Origin of the sequence: Anaerobranca gottschalkii DSM 13577 (assembly GCF_900111575.1) — a bacterium.
Lineage (GTDB): Bacteria > Bacillota > Proteinivoracia > Proteinivoracales > Proteinivoracaceae > Anaerobranca > Anaerobranca gottschalkii.
Genome location: NZ_FOIF01000014.1, coordinates 1 through 18,797 on the forward strand (window position 1 = coordinate 1; position 18,797 = coordinate 18,797).

Below are 18,797 nucleotides of genomic sequence, written 5' to 3' on the forward strand. Positions count from 1 at the left end.
CATAGCTATTAAAGCATAAATCATTGATGTTACTTCATAACCTTTTGGGCCTTTTGAATAACCAGATTTTCTTAAACTATAGGCTATTTTAGAAATGTCTAATTGCGATAAAATCATTTCTAGCTTAGTTTCTTGTTGAAATTTTATAATTTCTTCAAAGGAAATTATGCTCATTTGTCGAATATACATTTAGAGGTTTCACTCCTTTCGGATTATTTTGGTGCTACTTAATATATTCGACATTTTGGGGTGAAACCTCTTTTTTGCTTTAAATAAATTTAATAAAATCAGCCTCTTTGAATTATGCAATTTCCTCAACTAAAAGAAATTATAGATTGTTTGCTAATATTCCTATATGTAGCCTTATAATACCATTTCCTTTTATCTTGAGGATGATAATATTTTATGTATTTTTTTATAATTTTAGTCAAATAGCAATTTATATTTTGTTTTATGCCATTGCTACTGGAATATTTGATTACCATTCTTATATAAAAGATATCTTTATCTTTGTTTTGCCTAATTCAGAAGGTAAAAACATTTTGTTGTTAAAAGAAAGTAACTATAAGTATAAAAATATGTTAATAAACAAAGTTAAATTATTTCAGAGATTATCTTTTTTTCAATTTGTAATTATAGTACTAATATTTAACATCGTAACTATTTCTTTAGGGATTTGTTCAATAAAATTAAATTTATCTTTAGTAATATGGTCTTGTATAATTTTTTATTTTTCTCCATGGTTACATATTTATGGTGAGGTATATAATACAGATTTTTATTTTACTAATTATCAAGAAATCCAAGAAAAATCAATGTTAAAAAGGTTTTATAGTAAATTTTATAAAATTCCGAGAAAATTATTTGATTTCATGTATGGTTTTATAATATTTATTAGTTTTTTGGACCTTGATACTATTTTGATTTTTGTTTTAAGTAATACTTTCTACCTCTTACTTTTCGCCTATATAATATTTGTGAACATAAACAAAGGAGAGAATTTTTTCTATGGAAAGAACCTATTTTAATAATAAGACTACTATTATCAAAATTATACTTCCTCTTATATTTATATATATTTTATCAATAATAACTGGATTTTATTTTGATGCAAGAAATGCTACAGAAATATTTGTATGCCTTACTTAGCAATAATTTAAGGAGGTTATTTTATGTTTGAGATAAATAATTTAAGCTTTAGCTACGAAGATAAAAATATATTTGAAAAAGCAAATTTTTCAGTAGAAAAAGGTGAAAGAATTTGTTTATTAGGAGAAAATGGAGCAGGAAAGACAACTTTTTTAAGAATTTTATCAGGAAGTTTAAATGCAGAGATGGAAATAAGGTTTAATAACAATAGATATAATAGTATACGTGAAATTATAGATAAAATAGGATATGTTCCAGATAAACCACATTTGTATGATTTTTTAACAGGTAAAGAAAACATAGAATTTTTGTTGAACATATTTAATGTCAATAATAAGTGGGAGGAAATTCAAGAATTATGTAGAAAATTTAATTTACATAATGACTTAGATGATTTAGTGAAAAATTATTCATTAGGGATGAAGCACAAACTTTATCTTATTTGTATATTAGTAAGGGATATAGATATTTTGCTTTTAGATGAACCATTAAGTTCGTTAGATATTGACTCCCAGAAAATTGCTTTAGAAAAATTTAAGTTATTTACTGATAAAGGTGGCATAATAATATTTTCAACCCATATTGAATCAATTGAACAAAACATAGCATCAACAAAATATAAAATTGTTAATAAAAAATTATATAAATTAAATTAGGAGACTTTTTTATAAATGGATATAATTTGCATTAGCTCCAGTTTCAGAATTTGATAACATCTTCTTAATAGTTAAACAAAAAATTACATATTGTCAAAAGATTATAAAGGATAGCAATTTCAATCTATATAATTTTTGGTTAGGGGGGCAGGCATGAAAAGACAAAAATTAGCGGATATTTTATGGCTTTTAGTAATGTTAAGTGGTTTTATCATCTTTCTAAATGGTATTTCATTTTCTATTAAATATATAAATACATTTGCATCGATTATATTCACCACTTCACTATTATTTTTACCCTACTTTAAAAGGCCGAATTTATGGACTAAGGTCATAGCTTTTATAGGCTTTATATATATATTAATCGTTACAATGTTAAAGTATTCACTGATAAGAATACCCTTTTTAAGGTTCATAATTGTAATACCTGTTTTTTTATCTATAGGAGTTCTTATTATTAACATATTTTACCCAAGGCTTTTTAACGATAATAAAAAGGTTAAACATAAAGGTTACAATATAGAAGAAGTAAGTAATAAAGATGAATATGTTTTAGAACCTAAGCCATTGAAAAAACACCCAATTAAAGCTACGATACTATATTTTTTATCTCAGTATCTATTATGCTTTTTAAATCCTTTACAGTTATACCAGATGCTTTTAATGTTTGTAGGTAATACAGTAGCAGTAATCAGAGGGGATGATGAAAGCTATGATTCTACATATAAGCAAAAAATAGAGTATAATTTACCTTTTTTAGGTGAGTGGATAGTCTATAATGGAGGAACCAATAAAGAAAATTCTCATTCGTGGGATATTATAAACCAAAGATATGCCTATGATTTTATAAAGATAGACTCTAATAGATCTTCTCATAAAAGTGATGGATATAGTTTAGAGGACTATTATTGTTATGGAGAACCAATAGTAGCACCGGCCGATGGCCAAGTGGTGGAGCTAAAAACTAATGTGGCAGATGCAAAAAAACCTGGAACCATGCTAATAGATTTTTTATCCAAAGATATAAGAGGTAATTATGTAATTATAAAGCATGCAGAGGATGAATATTCAGTTATAGCCCACCTTATACCAAATAGTATTGTAGTCAAAAAAGGGCAGTATGTAAAAAAAGGACAATTACTTGGAAAGTGCGGAAATTCAGGACATTCAACAGAGCCCCATTTACATTTTCATTTACAAAATAAGCAAAGTTTTTATTTTGCAAAAGGTGTTCCAATTAAATTTAGCAACATACAGATAAATGGTAATTATCATAGTGAAGCATTTATAAAGAGAAATGATAGGGTAAAGAACATTTCGTAGGGATGTATATTATGAAAATTGATAATATGATAAAAATATTATGTGGTTAACATACCATATATTTCAGAGAAATTTTGGGAGGAGATTTATCATGGCTAAAACATATTATATTTCATATACAATTAGTTTATTTGCCCTTTTATTTAGTATTAAGTTCCCGTCAGGAATTTATTTGGGGGAATTATTTGTTAAAAATTATTATAATAAACTGGTTATAGCCGGTATATTTATATTGAGTTATTATTATTCATTAAAAAGTGTTAAAAAAGTTAACAAAAGGTATTTTCAGTTATATACCGTTATAGTATCAACTTTAATCTTTATATCTTTACTAACAAACTTATTTTGGTAGGTGATATAAGGTGGGATCATATGTTTTAAGGATAAAAAAGAGGTATTTATTGATTTTTTTACTAGTTTTATTGTTGCTGGCAAATTCTATAGAATTTATGATTTTTGGCTTAGAAAAAAATGAAGAGAGAATAAAAGAAGCAATAGAGGAATATTTAAAAGAAGGTGTGATAACTGAAGAGGAAGCTTTACAACTAAAAAGGGATTTTGAAGGAGGATTAAATAATGATTTAAGAGTAGTTATTTTAACTACTTTTACGTTGATAAGTTCTATTATAGGTTTGATTAAAATCTTAATTAACTCTTTTATATTGTTTACATCCGGTATAATATCTAAAATAGAAGAAAACTATTCAACTTTTTTAAAAATCTTAGTATTAGCATCCTTCCCAATTATATTGATAAGAATATTAGAAACAAGCTTAGGAACTAATTTTAACTATGTAATAATCTATATAATAAAACTTTTATTTATTGCCTATTTATTGGGTTTTTACTCAACCAACAAATACAAAATAGTTGCTTCACTATCATTATTCACTTTATTTAATTTAATTATATTTAAAATATCTAATTTAACTCTATTTTAAAATAAAATTTTCTCAATTGTTTATTGAAATTTAATAATTTTGTGCTATGATAGAAAAATAATACTTTCATAGACTGTGGGGTGCTTAATTTGGATAATATAGTTTTGACAACTGAGAACTTAACTAAAAAGTTCAAGAAAAAAACAGTAGTGGATAATTTAAATATCAGTATCCAACAAGGGGATATTTTTGGTTTTTTAGGTCCAAATGGTGCAGGTAAAACTACTACTATTAGGATGTTAGTAGGTTTAATTAAACCTACCTCTGGGAAAATAACTATTTTTGGAAAGGATTTACAACAAGATTTTACTGAAGTTATTAAAGATATTGGAGCAATTGTTGAAAATCCGGAGCTGTACCCTTTTTATACAGGGAGACAAAACTTAATCCATTTTGCCAAGTTATCAGGGGAAGTAGATAAAAACAGAATTGAAGAAGTAATTAGGTTAGTTAGATTGGAAAATAGGATTGACACTAAAGTTAAAACATATTCTTTAGGTATGAGACAAAGGCTAGGATTAGCCCAAGCCTTACTAAACCGTCCTAAACTTTTGATATTAGATGAACCGACTAATGGTTTAGATCCTCAGGGTATGAAAGAAGTTAGGGAGATAATAAGTCATTTAGCCCGTGAAGAAAAAATAACTATATTTATATCTAGTCACTTGCTCCATGAAATTGAACAGTTATGTAACAAGGTAGCTATTATCTCTAATGGTAAATTAGTGGTACAAGGGAAGGTAGAAGAACTACTATCTAAAGATCAGCAAAGGGCCAACATAGAGGTAGATAATGTTTCAAAAGCTATGGAAATACTCAATACCCTTCCCTTTGTACAAGAAGTAAAATCAGTAGATAATAAAATAAAAGTTAAATTTGTAGGGGATTCTCTAGGAAAAATCAATAAACATTTAGTACTTGGTGATATTGAAGTTAAATCTTTGGTAAAAGAAAATGGTCAATTAGAAGAATTCTTCCTTAACTTGACAGGGGGTGATCAAATTGCCTAAATTAACGACATTGATCGGCTTAGAAATTTCTAAAATGCTTCATAAAAAACGAATATTATTTGGTCTATCTTTTTTAATTTTGGTCTATATATTAATGGCCTTTGGAATATCAACTTTAGCAAACTTTGAGCAATCAGATAATCAAATACGGAGAGCTTTCCTTGAAGAAGAGCTTAAATTTTATCAAGAACAGTTAAATAGAACTGGGATATCAGAAGAAGAAAAGGAACATCTAAAAGGAGTTATAGAGGATATACAGTTACAGCTTGATTTGGGTTATGAAAAAGCTAGGGAAATTCAACTTAAAAGGGAGTTAGAGACTGTAAATAATATCATTGCCGATGAAAGTTTACCCCCTGAAGTCAGAGAATCTTATAAGGCATATAAAGAAATCTTAGAAGCGAAAATTCAATATGGGGAAAACTCAGTTGAAGTTCGAAAACTGGAATATAAGCAAAGGCTTAAAGATATCGAGGAAACTTTAGCAAATGAACAAAATCTAACACCTGTGGAAAAAAGGCGTTTAGAATCAGAACAAAGGGAACTTCAACTGAGGATGGAACAATCTACTGTAGATAATCAATGGAATGCTTTTTCCCTACTACTCAATTACATTGTTGATACTAGCAGTTTTTTCTTGCCCTTGATTATAATACTAGTTGCGTCTGAAGCTATCTCGGGAGAATACAGTTTAGGAACAATTAAATTACTATTAATCAAGCCTGTAACCAGGATGAAGCTATATATTTCCAAATACATTGCTTTAATGTTATACGGTGTTTTTGTATTCTTTTTCATTAGTGTCGTAGGTTATTTTATTGGTGGTTTTTTCGTCGGTTTTGGTGGATTTTTTGATACCAGAATTGTAGGTGGAGTAAACTTAGGAAGGGAATTTGGGTATATGATAGATTACTCTTCCGCATATTTAATAACTAATTTTAGATATTATTTTCAAATTTTATTTTTACTACTAATAGTCATGGCAGTATTTATTGCTTTCAGTATGCTAATTTCAGTTTTCACTAAAAGTGCTACTATCAGTTTAGTAGCAACTATGGGGTTAATAATTTTCGGAAGTATCATTAGTGGGATTTTTAGTCAATATTCCTGGAGCAAATACCTATTAATGCCCCACTTTGATTTATTAAGACACCTTGAAGGAAGGTTTATGTATTCAGGGGTAAGTTTAAATTTTTCAATTGCTGTAATAGTTATTTATACGGTAATTTTTATGGTAGCTGGAATAGTTAGCTTTAAAGAAAAAGATATTCTTTAAAGAATAAAAGTATAAAAAGTAAAGGGTTTATTAGGTTAACAAGGCAAATAATTAACCTCAATAAACCCTCTTTAATAATATAGAACAGATGTGAATTGATATGCAAAAAAGGATAAGAGATAGATGTGTAGAATAATAACTGGGGATAGAAGGTTGTTAAGGGGAGGGTGATTAAAGTGGAAATTGATAAGAGAATATTAGTGGTAGTACTTATAGCTTTTTTCCCAATGATAATATTCGCAGCTTTGTTAGGAATGGGTTTTTTACTTGTTATACCTAGTGTAGTTTTAGGAGTTTTTCTATTTATAGTTATCATCGAAGGAATCTTTTACCTGTTAAAAAAACTAAAAAGGGAAACAAGAATGAATGAGGAACTTTTTGAACTAAGAAAAGAAATTTGGTTTTGGGTAAACACTTTCTACTTTTTTGTTTTTGAGTTTTTTAAATTTACCTGGTTGCCAATCCCATTTATTGCCTCATTTACTTTGCCTTATCTTAATAGGGATGTATTAGAGACCTTTGATGGCTTTAAAAAGGGAGAAGTAGATATTAAAGGGTTTTGGAAAAAATATTGGAAAGACCTTTCACACTCAGGTAATTCATTTTTCGATCTTTGGGTTAAACTTTATTTAGGAGTATATTTAATCATCCGTGGCTTAGATTTTATAAACACAGACAAAGGGCCTTTAATAATATACAATTTATTAATCCTCTTTTTAGGTGTATATCTTATAACTTTATTTTATAAGGATGTAAAAGAATACTAAAATAAAAATTATATTTAAAAATCTAAAAATTAGTATTTTATATTTCCTATTGACAATAGTTAAGTTGAAGCTTATAATCAAATTAGACAAGTGAAAAATATTCTCATTCTCAATACATATTATTTTTTTAAGACGAATTGAGAATGAATATCAAAATCAATAGGAGGTATAATATGAAAAAAGTAGTAGCACTCTTATCTTTAATCTTTGTAATATTAGTTAGTGCAGGATGCACAGAACAAGGGACTAATAATTCTAATGAATTGGTAGTTTATTCTTCGAGAAATGAGACCTTTGTCCAACAATTATTGGATAAATTCCAAGAAGAAACGGGAATTACCGTTAGAGCTTTACACGCTGGAGAAGGTGTATTTAACAGAATAAAAGAAGAAAAAAATAATGTTCAAGCTGATATAATAATCGCTAACGATATTGGAGCATTAGAGCATTTAAGAATGGAAGGTTTACTTCAAGGGTACACACCAAAGGGTGTTGAAAGTATTGCTAAAGAATTTAGAGCAGAAGATAATTCATGGATAGCCCTTTCTGCCCGTACCAGAGTATTCATTTATAATAAAGATTTAATAACAGAAGAAGAAATGCCTAAAACGATTTGGGAATTAACCGATGAAAAATGGAAAGGGCAATTTGCTATTACCCGCGGTGGTAACGGTGGTATGATAGGTCATGTTTCTGCTTTGAGATATGAGTGGGGTGATGAAAAAACATCCCAGTGGTTAAGTATTATCAAAGATAATGCCGGTGCAATTATGCAAGGACATGGAGATATCCGTAGAGCAGTAGGAGCCGGTGAGTTTAAATTTGGTTTAGTAAATAACTACTATTACCATCAACAACTTAGGGAACCTGAAAATAATAACGTAGGGGCTATTTACCCTGATCAAGGTGAAGGAGAAATGGGAGCAGTAGTAAATGCTGCTGGTGTAGGTTTTATCAAAGGGGCTCCCAATGAAGAAAATGCAAAAATCTTTTTAGACTGGCTACTAAAACCAGAAAATCAAAAGGCTTTCTCATATGCTTCATTAGAAGTTCCTTTAAATCCTGAAATAGAAGCTATTCCAGAAGCTAAGAAAATAAATGAATACAAAGTTCATGGAATGTCCTTAAGAGATTTAGGAAAATACTGGTTAGATACAAGGGAATTAATAGAAAAATCCGGTCTAGATTTAGAAATCAGATAATAGAGGAGTTTTTTCAATGAACATTAAATTAGCTGGTAAAAACAATCTTTCCCATAAAATAGCTCGAAGTAACCTTCGGGCTATTTCCTCTGTGGTAAATAAGTACTGGAATAAATTATGGAAAAGGGAAGCACCCCATATCTTTTTAGTTATTATTACAACAATTACCGCCGCAATTATGGCCCTTCCCCTCTTTTATGTGGTTTACCGATCCCTTTATGCTGGAAAAGACCGTTGGATGAGGCTTTTAGATACCCGAATACCTATGTTGTTGACTAACACTTTATCTTTAACATTAGTAGTTACATTTTTTGCCGTGATAATTGGAGTTTTGTTGGCCTTTCTAGTGGAAAGGTGTGATTTACCAGGGAAAAAATGGTGGCAATGGTTATTAGCCCTTCCATTAGTTGTACCTCCTTATGTCGGTGCAGTAACATACATTATAGTAATGGGTCCTAGGGGATGGTTATATAAATGGTTAGGGGAATCCCCATTCAATATCTACTCCTTTTGGGGTGTAGCCTTTGTTTTAACGATGTTTACCTATCCCTATGTTTTTCTAATTACATCTTCTGCTATTAAAAAGATGAATGCTAACTATGAAAATGCCGCAAGGTCTTTAGGTTTATCAACTAGTAAAATTTTATTTAAGGTAAGTTTGCCATTACTAAGACCAGCCATTGGTGCTGGGGCGATTTTAGTAGCCCTATATGTTCTTTCTGATTTTGGCGCAATTGCTATGTTGAGGTACACTACCTTCACATCTGCCATTTATTATCAAATGGGTAGTTATGATAATTTATCTGCTACTGTGCTAAGTATGGTATTTATAATTTTAACTGTTGGTATATTGTATTTAGAATCTAAAACAAAAGGTAAACAAAAGTTTGTCCAGTTGTCTAGTTCCTTTAAACAAGTTGATACTTTAGAACTAAAATGGTTAAAAATCCCTGGGCTTATTTTTGTTTTTTCTGTATTTAGTTTATCCTTTTTAGTACCTATCACAGTATTGCTCTATTGGGCTAGGCAAGGGATAATGGCAGGGGCATTAGACTCACGATTTTGGTTATATGCTCTAAATAGTATTAAAGTATCATCAATAGCAGCAATTGCTTCGATGATTTTATCCCTTCCAATAGTATATCTAAAATCTAGGTATCCTTCCCTTTATACAACTGTTATCGATAAATTGAGCTATTCTGGATATTCTTTGCCGGGAGTTATTGTAGCCTTAGGAATAATTTTTATATTTAATCAATATATAAAATGGCTCTACGGTTCATATATTCTCATCAGTATAGCTTATATAGTAAGATTTTTACCCCAAGCTTTACAATCAGGGGAATCTTCTTTAAGCTTAGTTTCCCCTAGGATAGATGAGGGGGCGAGGAGTTTAGGGTACTCTTCTTGGAAAGTATTATTTAAAGTAATTCTTCCCCTTATTGCTCCAGGTGTGTTAGCAGGAGGGGCTTTAGTTTTTGTAAGTTCCCTTAAAGAGTTACCTGCTACCCTGATTTTAAGACCACCGGGTTTTGATACCTTAGCTGTTAGGGTATGGGTAGATGCCGGTGAGTCCCTCTATCATATGGCTGCCCCAGCCTCCCTGTTTTTAATATTAGTTTCTTTAATCCCCTTAAAATGGATGCTAAATAAATATTAGGAGTGAAGTTCTAATGAATGATATTGTAATAAAAAACTTGACTAAAATTTATGAAAAAGGACAAAAACCTGCCCTTAATAATTTTTCACTAAATATTGAAAAAGGTGAGATAGTTACCCTTTTAGGGCCAAGTGGTTGTGGGAAAACAACAACTTTAAGATTATTAGCAGGTTTTGAAAGAGGGGATAAAGGAAGTATAGAAATAGGAGGAAAAGTAGTTTTTGATGACAATACTTGGATACCTCCAGAAAAAAGAAATATAGGGATGGTTTTTCAAGATTATGCCTTATTTCCCCATCTTAATGTAGAAAATAATATTGCCTTTGGTTATAAAGGTAAAGATAAAAAAGAAAGGGTTAAAGAAGTATTGGAACTGGTTAATTTAACTGGCTATGAAAAAAGATATCCCCATCAATTATCAGGGGGACAGCAACAAAGGGTAGCATTGGCCAGGGCATTAACCAGGAGACCAGTTGTGGTTTTACTAGATGAACCATTTAGTAATTTAGATGCTGATTTGAGAATTTGTATGAGGGTAGAAATTAAAAGGATTTTGAAAGAAACTGGAACAACAGCAGTCTTTGTAAGTCATGATCAAAAGGATGCCCTAGCAATTTCCGACAAAGTAGTAGTTATTAAAGATGGTGAAATTCAGCAAGTAGGGACACCCCGGGAGATTTACCAATATCCTGAAAATACTTTTGTAGCTAACTTTGTAGGTCAGACCAATATCTTTGATGGAATAATGGGAGAAAATAACACTGTTATTACACCCTTTGCTAATATTAAATGTTACCATACTCACGATATTCCACCGGGGAAGAAAGTAAAAATATCTATAAGGCCCGATAGTTTTGAAGTTTGTCCTGAAGGAGAGCTGGAAGGTACCTTGATTTTTACAGTCTATGGTGGTGATACCATCGATGGTGTATTACAATTGACCAATGGTGGTTCAACTCAAAATATCCAAATCCACATTCACCCAGAAAAGGATTATAAAGTTGGGGATAAGCTTCGGGTAAAAATCCTTCCCCACTTTGTAGCTGTACTTCAAGGGTAAAAAGGATTCAAAGCAAATTAACTTATTTGTTAGGTTAATTTGCTTTTTTTAATATAAAAATAAATTATCGAAAAATAGTTGACAAAGGTTAGAAAATAATTTACAATAAAATCAATCAAAAACAATCATAAATAATCAAATTAAATCATAAAATATGATTGAAAATGAAGGTGATATGATGTTTGTAGAAGAGAGACATAGGTTAATAATAGAGTTATTGAAAAAACACCAAAGGGTAAGGGTAAATACTTTAACTGAAGAACTTGGGGTATCTGAATCAACAATAAGAAGGGATTTGCAAGAATTGGAAGAAATGGGGCTTTTAAAAAGAACCCATGGGGGAGCTGTTTTATCTGGGAAATTAGCTTTTGAGCCAACGATGGGAGAAAAAGCGGAAATTATGCAGGAAGAAAAAAGGCAAATTGGTATCTTAGGGGCTTCTTTGATAAAAGACAATGAAACAATTTTCTTAGATGCCGGTACCACTACTTTGAAAATTGCCGAATATATCAGTGCTAAAAATATCACTGTTTTAACTAATTCACTGTCTATTGCATTAGAGTTATCAAAAAAACCAGATATAAATCTAATTTTAACTGGAGGACAGTTGAGGTGGCAGACCCATGCTTTAGTAGGGCCAGTGACCGAAGAATTTATTAGAAATTTTCGGGTAGATAAAGCTTTTATAGGAACAAATGGAATTAGTGTCAAAGAGGGGATTACCACACCTAATGTTGTTGAAGCATATACAAAAAAAGCTATGATCCAGATTGCTAAAGAAGTTATAGTAGTTGCTGATCATAGTAAATTTGAAAAAGATTATTTTGTGACAATAGCACCAATAGAAAAAGTTGACTTGATAATAACCGATGATAAAACTTCTCAAGAACAAATTGAAAAATTCATAAAAGCTGGTATTGGAGTGATAACAGGTTAGAAAGGAGCACTTAGATGATTACTACAGTTACTTTAAATCCTGCGGTGGATATAACCATTGAAATAGATGAATTTAAGTTAGGAAGTGTAAACAGAGCTACTAGCAAAAGAAAAGATCCGGGAGGAAAGGGGATAAATGTTTCCAGGGTAATCAATAATTTAAAAGAAAAGACCACAGCCATAGGATTTATTGGTGGGAAAAATGGAGAATTTATCCTAGATTATTTAAATAGAGAAAATATAAGCCACGATTTTGTTTTGATAGATAGTGAAACTAGAGAGAATATCAAAATTGTAGACAGATTAAATAGAGTGTTTACTGATATTAACTTAAATGGTGAAGGGGTTTCTTCCCAATATAGGGTTTGTATAATTGAAAAGGTAAAAAAGTGGGCAGCTAAATCAACGGTTTTAGTTTTTTCAGGGAGTATACCAAAGGGGATAAATCATGGAATATACAGGGAGCTGATTGAGGTCGCCAATGGATTTAATTGTAAAACTATTTTAGATGCAGAAGGTCTTGCTTTTGAAGAAGGAATTAGTTCTAAACCCTATTTAGTTAAACCTAATATCGATGAACTAGAACAAACGTTCAAAGTAAAGTTAAATACCCCAAAAGAAGTTATAGAATTTTGTAAAGATAAACTGATTTCCCAAGGGGTAGAAATTACAGTAGTATCTATGGGGGAAAAGGGAGCAATAGCTGTCACCAAAAACCAATCATATTATGCTCAACCATTGGATTTAGATGTTAAAAGTACTGTAGGGGCTGGAGATAGTATGGTAGGGATGTTATCTATTGCCCTTCATAGAGGTTATTCTTTAGAAAAAGCCCTTAAGTTGGCTAGTGCAGCAGCGGCAGCGAGTATTACAAAACCGGGAACTGTGTTGGCTAACTTTGAAGATATTGATGTGTACGAAAAGGAAATAAAAATAATAAAGATGGGAGTTTAGATTATGGAATTAAACAAATTACTTAAAGAAAATTTGATTAAAATGGACTTAAACTCAAAAACCAAAGATGAAGTTTTAGAGGAATTGGTTGAACTTTTAATACAAGGTGGTGTTGTCGAGGATAAAGGGAAATTTTTAGAAGTTTTAAAGGAAAGGGAGAGAATTACTACTACAGGAATAGGTATGGGGATAGCCATACCCCATGGAAAGGATTCTACCGTCTTAACACCAGCAGTTGCCTTTGGGAAATCAGAACTAGGAATAGATTATGACTCTTTAGATGGGGAGCCGGCAAAATTGTTTTTCCTAATAGCAGTTCCTGAAGGTGGTAATAATGAACATTTGGCAATTTTAAGTAAATTATCGAGAAAGTTGATCCATGAAGAAGTAAGAATGAAACTTTTTGCAGCTAAAACCTATCAAGAGATATTAAAAGCCTTTGAGTAAAATTTCGCCTAAGGCGAATAAAATAAATATTTTAGGGAGGTTGTTGTATGAAAAAGCTTGTAGCTGTAACCAGTTGTCCTACTGGGATAGCCCACACATACATGGCTGCTGAATCATTGGAAAAAGCAGCTAAGGAATTGGGCTATACTATCAAAGTGGAGACCCAAGGCTCTGCAGGGGCAGAAAATGTTTTGACTGAAGAGGAAATTGAACAAGCCCATGCTGTAATTATCGCTGCTGCCACAAATGTGGCAAAAGATAGGTTTGAGGGAAAAACGATTATTGAAGTAGGAATTTCAGAAGCAATTAAAAATCCCCAAGAGGTAATTAAAAAAGCAGTTGAATCAGAGAAGAAAGATTTTGTAAAAACCGTTAAAGAGGTAAAGGAAAAAAGACCTAAAACAGGATTTTACAAACACTTAATGACCGGTGTTTCTAACATGATTCCTTTAGTTGTAGCAGGGGGTATTATAATTGCAATTTCCTTCGCCTTTGGTTATGATGCCTTCCAAGAAGGGGGACTACCTGGTGCTTTAATGGATATTGGTGGAGGAGGAGCCTTTGCTTTAATGATTCCAATTTTGGCAGGTTTTATTGCTTATTCGATAGCAGATAGGCCAGGTTTAGCCCCTGGATTAGTAGGGGGACTATTAGCTGCTAAGGTAGGGGCAGGATTCCTTGGTGGAATTATTGCAGGATTTTTAGCTGGATATATAGTTGAATTTTTGAAGAAATTATTTAGTGGATTACCTAAATGGGCCGATGGTTTAAAACCTGTACTTATCTATCCATTGTTATCTGTTTTAGCTGTTGGGTTATTAATGATTTATGTAATTGGTAAACCTATTTCCTATGTAATGGATTCACTAACCCTTTGGTTAGAGGGATTACAAGGGGCTAATGCAGCTATTTTAGGTCTGGTTTTAGGATTGATGATGGCCTTTGATATGGGTGGACCAGTAAATAAAGTTGCTTATGCCTTTGGTGTAGGATTGATTGAAGCAGGGGTAACAGCACCTATGGCAGCGATAATGGCAGCGGGGATGACCCCACCCTTAGGGTTAGCTTTAGCAACAGTATTATTTAAAGACAAATTTAATCAAGAGGAAAGGGAAGCAGGAAAAGCCGCATGGGTACTAGGGATATCCTTTATCACAGAAGGGGCAATTCCTTTTGCAGCAGCTGATCCACTGAGGGTAATTCCTTCTATAATGGCCGGTTCAGCAGTAGCAGGGGCTTTATCAATGATTTTTGGTTGCACATTGCGGGCACCCCATGGTGGAATTTTCGTAGTACCTTTTATTGAAAAACCCTTTATGTATTTAATTGCTTTAGCAATAGGATCAGTAGTAACTGCTTTCTTAGTAAGTTCATTAAAAGCTCTTAAAAAATAAAACAGAAATTTAAACACAAAATTGTGTTTATTCTCTCGACTAATATGGTAAAATAGTTTAGAATAGGTTATGTACCCTATTCTAAACTATTATTTTGTAAGGAGGAATATAAAATGTTAGAAAGAAAAATAACTGTAACAAATAAAAGTGGTTTACATGCTAGACCTGCTGCACTACTAGTACAAACAGCATCAAAATTTAGCTCAGATATAACTTTAGTTAAAGGAGCTAGTGAAGTAAATGCCAAAAGTATCATGGGTATCATGGCTTTAGGTGCAGGTCAAGGGACAGAATTAACAATTAAAGTTAATGGAGCAGATGAAGAAGAAGCACTAAATGCTTTATTAGAACTATTTAATTCAAACTTTGGGGAATAAGGAAGTGATAGAATGCTAAACGGAATAGGAGCTTCAAAGGGAATTGCCATGGCTCCCGTCCTTTTACTTAAAGAAGAAGAGCTGGTGATTCCTGAAAAAGGAGTTTCAGATCTAGAAGAAGAAATTCAAAGGTTTAAAGCAGCCTTGGAAAAATCCAAGGAACAACTAGAAAAAATAAAAGCTTTGGCAGAACAGAAAATGGGAAAAGATAAAGCTGAAATATTTGCTGCCCATCTATTAGTTTTATCTGACCCTGAACTGGTCAATACTGTAGAAAATGGAATAAAATCAGAAGGTAAAAATGCTGAATTTATCCTAGACAAAACAGTAAAAACCTTTGTACAAATATTTGAATCTATGGATAATGAATATATGAAGGAAAGGGCAGCTGATATAAAGGATGTGGGCTTAAGGGTACTTAAAAATCTAATGGGTATAGAGATGGTCAATATCAGCCAATTAGAAGAAGAAGTGATAATAGTAGCCCATGATTTAGCACCATCAGATACTGCCCAAATGGATAAAGAAAAAGTATTGGGCTTTGTCACCGATATAGGAGGAAGGACTTCCCACACCGCTATTATGGCAAGAAGTCTTGAAATTCCTGCAGTTGTAGGTTTAGGAGATATTACAACTAAAGTTAAAAATGGGGATTACCTTATCATAGATGGTGAAAAAGGCCATGTGGTAATAAATCCCGATGAAAATACGGTAGAAAAATACAAAGAAGAAAAACGGAAATTTGAAGAATATCGGGCAAGGTTATTACAACTTAGGGATTTACCTACAAAAACTAAAGATGGTAAACAAGTTGAACTAGCTGCCAATATTGGTACCCCTAAAGATTTAGCAGGGGTAATTAAAAATGGTGGAGAAGGAATAGGTCTTTACAGGACAGAGTTTTTATACATGGATAGAAGTTCTCTACCAACAGAAGAAGAACAATTCCAAGCTTACAAAACTGTACTAGAAGGAATGGAAGGAAAGCCTGTAGTTATCAGGACCTTAGATATAGGTGGAGATAAAGAAATTCCGTACTTAAATTTACCTAAAGAAATGAATCCATTCTTAGGTTATAGAGCTTTGAGAATTTGTTTAGATAAAAAAGAAATTTTTAAAACACAATTAAGGGCTTTGCTTCGGGCATCAGTTTACGGTAATTTAAAAATTATGTATCCAATGGTATCAGCTTTAGAAGAAGTTAGACAAGCCAATGAAGTTTTAGAAGAAGTAAAAAGGGAACTAGATAGTGAAGGAATCCAATACAGCAAGGATTTTGAAGTAGGGATTATGATAGAAATACCTACAGCAGCTTTGATTAGTGATATTTTAGCTAAAGAAGTTGACTTCTTCAGTATTGGAACTAATGACTTAATCCAATATTCTACTGCTGTAGATAGGATGAACCAAACAATTGCCCACCTTTATACACCATTCCATCCAGGGGTTTTACGGATGATCAAAATGGTTATTGAAAATGGTCATAAAGCTGGAATCTGGGTAGGAATGTGTGGAGAAGCAGCGGGAGAATTGCCGCTAATTCCTCTATTCTTAGGGATGGGATTAGATGAATTTTCAATGAGTGCTACTTCAATTTTACCTGCTAGAGAGCTAATTTCAGGATTAACAACTGAAGAAGCTAAGGAAATTGCTGAAAAAGCCCTTTCTTTATCTACAGCGGAAGAAATTGAAGAATATTTAAGATCTATAGTAGAAAAGTAAATTTATAGAACCCAATAGTTCTAGGAACTTTTTTTGAAAGTCATCCAGAGCTATTGGGTTCTTTTTTATGGAAGTAGAACTTTTTTTCAAACCTTTAATTTTCCATGCCATTTGGAATACTGCTATACATAATATTTTTGATATTTTCTTAGTAATCGACAAAATTCATCTTGAAAAACAATTGTAATATGTTAAAATATTTAATACATTTAGGGTAATGGTAAAATAAGACTATGGGGGTATTTTTTATGAAAAAATTATTAACTATTGTTTTTGTCTTAATCATTATTTTTAATGCAAATTATGTATTTGCATTAAACGGTTTTAGAGATGGGTATCAAGGACAATATTATTATCGAGTAACTGCTACAACAATAGCTGATGCAATTTTACCTATATATGAAAGTCAAACTCAACACACAAGAGGTATAACTACTACAGTAAGTTTACAACAAACAGTTACTAATGGTCGTAGTGCTTCAAGCTCTCTATCTATAGGTGGAAATTTTTTCCTTGAATTAAGTACTCAATTAGGACTAACTCAATATCAATCGTTTAGTACTACAACATCAGTAGCTTATACAATTGATGCGAATACTCCAACTGGAAAATACAGAATTGAACATGTTTTTCCACAAAGTAAATTAGACTATTCTAGATGGGATATGATTGAACTAACTGAAGAAAGATGGAGTATTTCCTATGCTCCAGTTAGAAATGCTGCTTACCGTCGTCTAACAAGATATTCAAATTAGCTAATATTTAATTATTCATATACCATTACTCTAAACAGATTACTAATTTGAAAGAAGGGATAAAATGGGGAAAAAAATTATTTATCTAGTAGTCTTAATTTTATTTATTTCTAGTTCTTTGGGGTGTTTAAAGGATGGTGTCCAAAAAGAAATTAAGGAAGATTTATTTATTACCTCTATGGAAAATTTTAATTTAACGATTTACAAAAATTTAAGTAATGCCAGTTATATTGTTTTCAATCTAATTACTTCGGAAGCTATTGATGAAAACTCTTTCTCTATATCTTTAGATATTGATACTCCCTATTCTTTTTCTTTAGAAAAGATGGAAATAAATGAATATCCTCAATACATTTATATGACTTACAAAGGAATAGATTGGGATGAATTTTACAGATTAGAGCGGTTGATTGAGGAAAATAAAGGAAATATTGAGAAAATATTGAAACATTCGCAGGAATTAGAAGATTACAAGAAAAAATATTTAGTAGATTATGAAACTGAAAAAACTAATCCTGCATACAAAAATTTAAATTATTATGCAGTATATATAAAATTTTCTATGGATGATGAAAAAGTAAGGGGTTTTACAGGTAAAGAAAAAATTGAAGAGGTAATTTTTTCTGTTGGAGAAAAGGAGTATAAGTTCCCTATTGGAAAAATTATTTTAGATTATCAAACCCACTTTGAAACAGCTTTCTATTTAGAAAGTTTTGTTTTAGGATTTTCAGAAAAGAAGTTAATTCCTAATTCATTAGGGGTTATAGTAATTGATAATATGGAGTTTTTAGCAACAGAAAATTTAACTATTAAAGATATCCGGTTGTTAAATGAAGGAGTAGATATTGATCAAATTAAAGTAATTTTAGAAAAAGATGGAATAGCTTTGGATACCATATTTGATCAAGAATTATCTTTAGAAAAAGGTACTAAGTTTTCACCTACTTTAATTGTTAAAGATAAATCTTTTATGAATAAGCAATTTTACTACACAACATTAGTAGTAGAAATAGAATACGAGTATATGGGAAATGTTTATTATCAATATTTTACAGCTAATTATATGCCAGGAGCTGATTTTCATGAACTATACTCTATTAAAGTCCATGATCTAGATTTTATATCATATTATAATAAGTATTTAAATTATTTTGGATTGGGTGATTAA

Annotated in this window: 18 protein-coding genes and 1 pseudogene; 18 read left to right on the top strand and 1 reads right to left on the bottom strand. The window is 31.3% G+C overall.

Going from position 1 to position 18,797, the window contains the following annotated elements:
• Positions 1-189, bottom strand: a pseudogene (locus BMX60_RS05180) (IS5/IS1182 family transposase); the annotation flags it as partial.
• A gap of 983 nt (positions 190-1,172) precedes the next feature.
• Between BMX60_RS05180 and BMX60_RS05190 the strand changes: the two are divergent.
• The 18 genes from BMX60_RS05190 (at position 1,173) to BMX60_RS05275 (ending at position 18,797) form a co-directional block, all read left to right on the top strand.
• A complete protein-coding gene (locus BMX60_RS05190) occupies positions 1,173-1,805 on the top strand; it encodes an ATP-binding cassette domain-containing protein (RefSeq protein ID WP_091349926.1) in 633 nt (210 codons plus the stop codon).
• A gap of 153 nt (positions 1,806-1,958) precedes the next feature.
• A complete protein-coding gene (locus BMX60_RS12380; protein WP_091349929.1) occupies positions 1,959-3,128 on the top strand; it encodes a M23 family metallopeptidase in 1,170 nt (389 codons plus the stop codon).
• A 91-nt stretch (positions 3,129-3,219) separates the two neighbouring features.
• A complete protein-coding gene (locus BMX60_RS05200; RefSeq protein WP_091349933.1) occupies positions 3,220-3,480 on the top strand; it encodes a hypothetical protein in 261 nt (86 codons plus the stop codon).
• A gap of 49 nt (positions 3,481-3,529) precedes the next feature.
• Positions 3,530-4,069 carry a hypothetical protein gene (locus tag BMX60_RS05205; RefSeq protein WP_143055902.1) on the top strand — a complete coding sequence of 180 codons (540 nt, stop codon included), beginning with the start codon at positions 3,530-3,532 and terminating at the stop codon, positions 4,067-4,069.
• A gap of 89 nt (positions 4,070-4,158) precedes the next feature.
• Positions 4,159-5,079, top strand: coding sequence for an ABC transporter ATP-binding protein (locus BMX60_RS05210; RefSeq protein WP_091349939.1), 921 nt, complete (start codon positions 4,159-4,161; stop codon positions 5,077-5,079).
• A complete protein-coding gene (locus BMX60_RS05215; protein ID WP_091349944.1) occupies positions 5,072-6,355 on the top strand; it encodes an ABC transporter permease in 1,284 nt (427 codons plus the stop codon). Before BMX60_RS05210 ends, BMX60_RS05215 begins: the two co-directional genes overlap by 8 nt.
• 176 nt (positions 6,356-6,531) lie before the next feature.
• The gene (locus BMX60_RS05220; RefSeq protein WP_091349946.1) at positions 6,532-7,122 is read left to right on the top strand and encodes a hypothetical protein; all 591 of its coding nucleotides are present in this window, start codon (positions 6,532-6,534) and stop codon (positions 7,120-7,122) included.
• A gap of 173 nt (positions 7,123-7,295) precedes the next feature.
• Entirely contained in the window at positions 7,296-8,324 is a 1,029-nt protein-coding gene (locus tag BMX60_RS05225; RefSeq protein WP_091349948.1) for an extracellular solute-binding protein, read from the top strand.
• A 16-nt stretch (positions 8,325-8,340) separates the two neighbouring features.
• Entirely contained in the window at positions 8,341-9,984 is a 1,644-nt protein-coding gene (locus BMX60_RS05230) for an ABC transporter permease (RefSeq protein WP_091349951.1), read from the top strand.
• A 13-nt stretch (positions 9,985-9,997) separates the two neighbouring features.
• A complete protein-coding gene (locus BMX60_RS05235) occupies positions 9,998-11,044 on the top strand; it encodes an ABC transporter ATP-binding protein (RefSeq protein WP_091349954.1) in 1,047 nt (348 codons plus the stop codon).
• Positions 11,045-11,222: 178 nt separating this feature from the next.
• The gene (locus BMX60_RS05240) at positions 11,223-11,981 is read left to right on the top strand and encodes a DeoR/GlpR family DNA-binding transcription regulator (RefSeq protein WP_091349956.1); all 759 of its coding nucleotides are present in this window, start codon (positions 11,223-11,225) and stop codon (positions 11,979-11,981) included.
• Positions 11,982-11,995: 14 nt separating this feature from the next.
• Positions 11,996-12,934: a 1-phosphofructokinase gene (gene pfkB / locus BMX60_RS05245; protein ID WP_091349958.1), complete on the top strand. Its 939-nt coding sequence runs from the start codon at positions 11,996-11,998 to the stop codon at positions 12,932-12,934.
• 3 nt (positions 12,935-12,937) lie between these two features.
• On the top strand, positions 12,938-13,381 hold the full coding sequence (locus BMX60_RS05250) for a PTS sugar transporter subunit IIA (RefSeq protein ID WP_091349960.1): 444 nt from the start codon (positions 12,938-12,940) through the stop codon (positions 13,379-13,381).
• Between the two features lie 47 nt (positions 13,382-13,428).
• Positions 13,429-14,775: a PTS fructose transporter subunit IIC gene (locus BMX60_RS05255; RefSeq protein WP_091349963.1), complete on the top strand. Its 1,347-nt coding sequence runs from the start codon at positions 13,429-13,431 to the stop codon at positions 14,773-14,775.
• A 113-nt stretch (positions 14,776-14,888) separates the two neighbouring features.
• Positions 14,889-15,152 (top strand): HPr family phosphocarrier protein, encoded by a 264-nt coding sequence (locus BMX60_RS05260; protein ID WP_091349965.1) that lies wholly within the window; start codon positions 14,889-14,891, stop codon positions 15,150-15,152.
• A 12-nt stretch (positions 15,153-15,164) separates the two neighbouring features.
• The gene (gene ptsP / locus BMX60_RS05265) at positions 15,165-16,874 is read left to right on the top strand and encodes a phosphoenolpyruvate--protein phosphotransferase (protein WP_091349967.1); all 1,710 of its coding nucleotides are present in this window, start codon (positions 15,165-15,167) and stop codon (positions 16,872-16,874) included.
• Positions 16,875-17,122: 248 nt separating this feature from the next.
• Complete coding sequence (locus tag BMX60_RS05270; RefSeq protein ID WP_091349969.1) at positions 17,123-17,629, top strand: hypothetical protein; 507 nt, start codon at positions 17,123-17,125, stop codon at positions 17,627-17,629.
• Positions 17,630-17,693: 64 nt separating this feature from the next.
• Positions 17,694-18,797: a hypothetical protein gene (locus BMX60_RS05275; RefSeq protein ID WP_091349974.1), complete on the top strand. Its 1,104-nt coding sequence runs from the start codon at positions 17,694-17,696 to the stop codon at positions 18,795-18,797.

Bases quoted from the DNA above. Each gene is read 5' to 3' on its own strand.
- BMX60_RS05240 (WP_091349956.1), top strand. From the start codon at position 11,223: ATGTTTGTAGAAGAGAGACATAGGTTAATAATAGAGTTATTGAAAAAA.
- BMX60_RS05200 (WP_091349933.1), top strand. From the start codon at position 3,220: ATGGCTAAAACATATTATATTTCATATACAATTAGTTTATTTGCCCTT.
- ptsP (WP_091349967.1), top strand. From the start codon at position 15,165: ATGCTAAACGGAATAGGAGCTTCAAAGGGAATTGCCATGGCTCCCGTC.
- BMX60_RS05275 (WP_091349974.1), top strand. From the start codon at position 17,694: ATGGGGAAAAAAATTATTTATCTAGTAGTCTTAATTTTATTTATTTCT.
- BMX60_RS12380 (WP_091349929.1), top strand. From the start codon at position 1,959: ATGAAAAGACAAAAATTAGCGGATATTTTATGGCTTTTAGTAATGTTA.
- BMX60_RS05230 (WP_091349951.1), top strand. From the start codon at position 8,341: ATGAACATTAAATTAGCTGGTAAAAACAATCTTTCCCATAAAATAGCT.
- pfkB (WP_091349958.1), top strand. From the start codon at position 11,996: ATGATTACTACAGTTACTTTAAATCCTGCGGTGGATATAACCATTGAA.
- BMX60_RS05225 (WP_091349948.1), top strand. From the start codon at position 7,296: ATGAAAAAAGTAGTAGCACTCTTATCTTTAATCTTTGTAATATTAGTT.
- BMX60_RS05260 (WP_091349965.1), top strand. From the start codon at position 14,889: ATGTTAGAAAGAAAAATAACTGTAACAAATAAAAGTGGTTTACATGCT.
- BMX60_RS05190 (WP_091349926.1), top strand. From the start codon at position 1,173: ATGTTTGAGATAAATAATTTAAGCTTTAGCTACGAAGATAAAAATATA.
- BMX60_RS05270 (WP_091349969.1), top strand. From the start codon at position 17,123: ATGAAAAAATTATTAACTATTGTTTTTGTCTTAATCATTATTTTTAAT.
- BMX60_RS05255 (WP_091349963.1), top strand. From the start codon at position 13,429: ATGAAAAAGCTTGTAGCTGTAACCAGTTGTCCTACTGGGATAGCCCAC.
- BMX60_RS05250 (WP_091349960.1), top strand. From the start codon at position 12,938: ATGGAATTAAACAAATTACTTAAAGAAAATTTGATTAAAATGGACTTA.
- BMX60_RS05235 (WP_091349954.1), top strand. From the start codon at position 9,998: ATGAATGATATTGTAATAAAAAACTTGACTAAAATTTATGAAAAAGGA.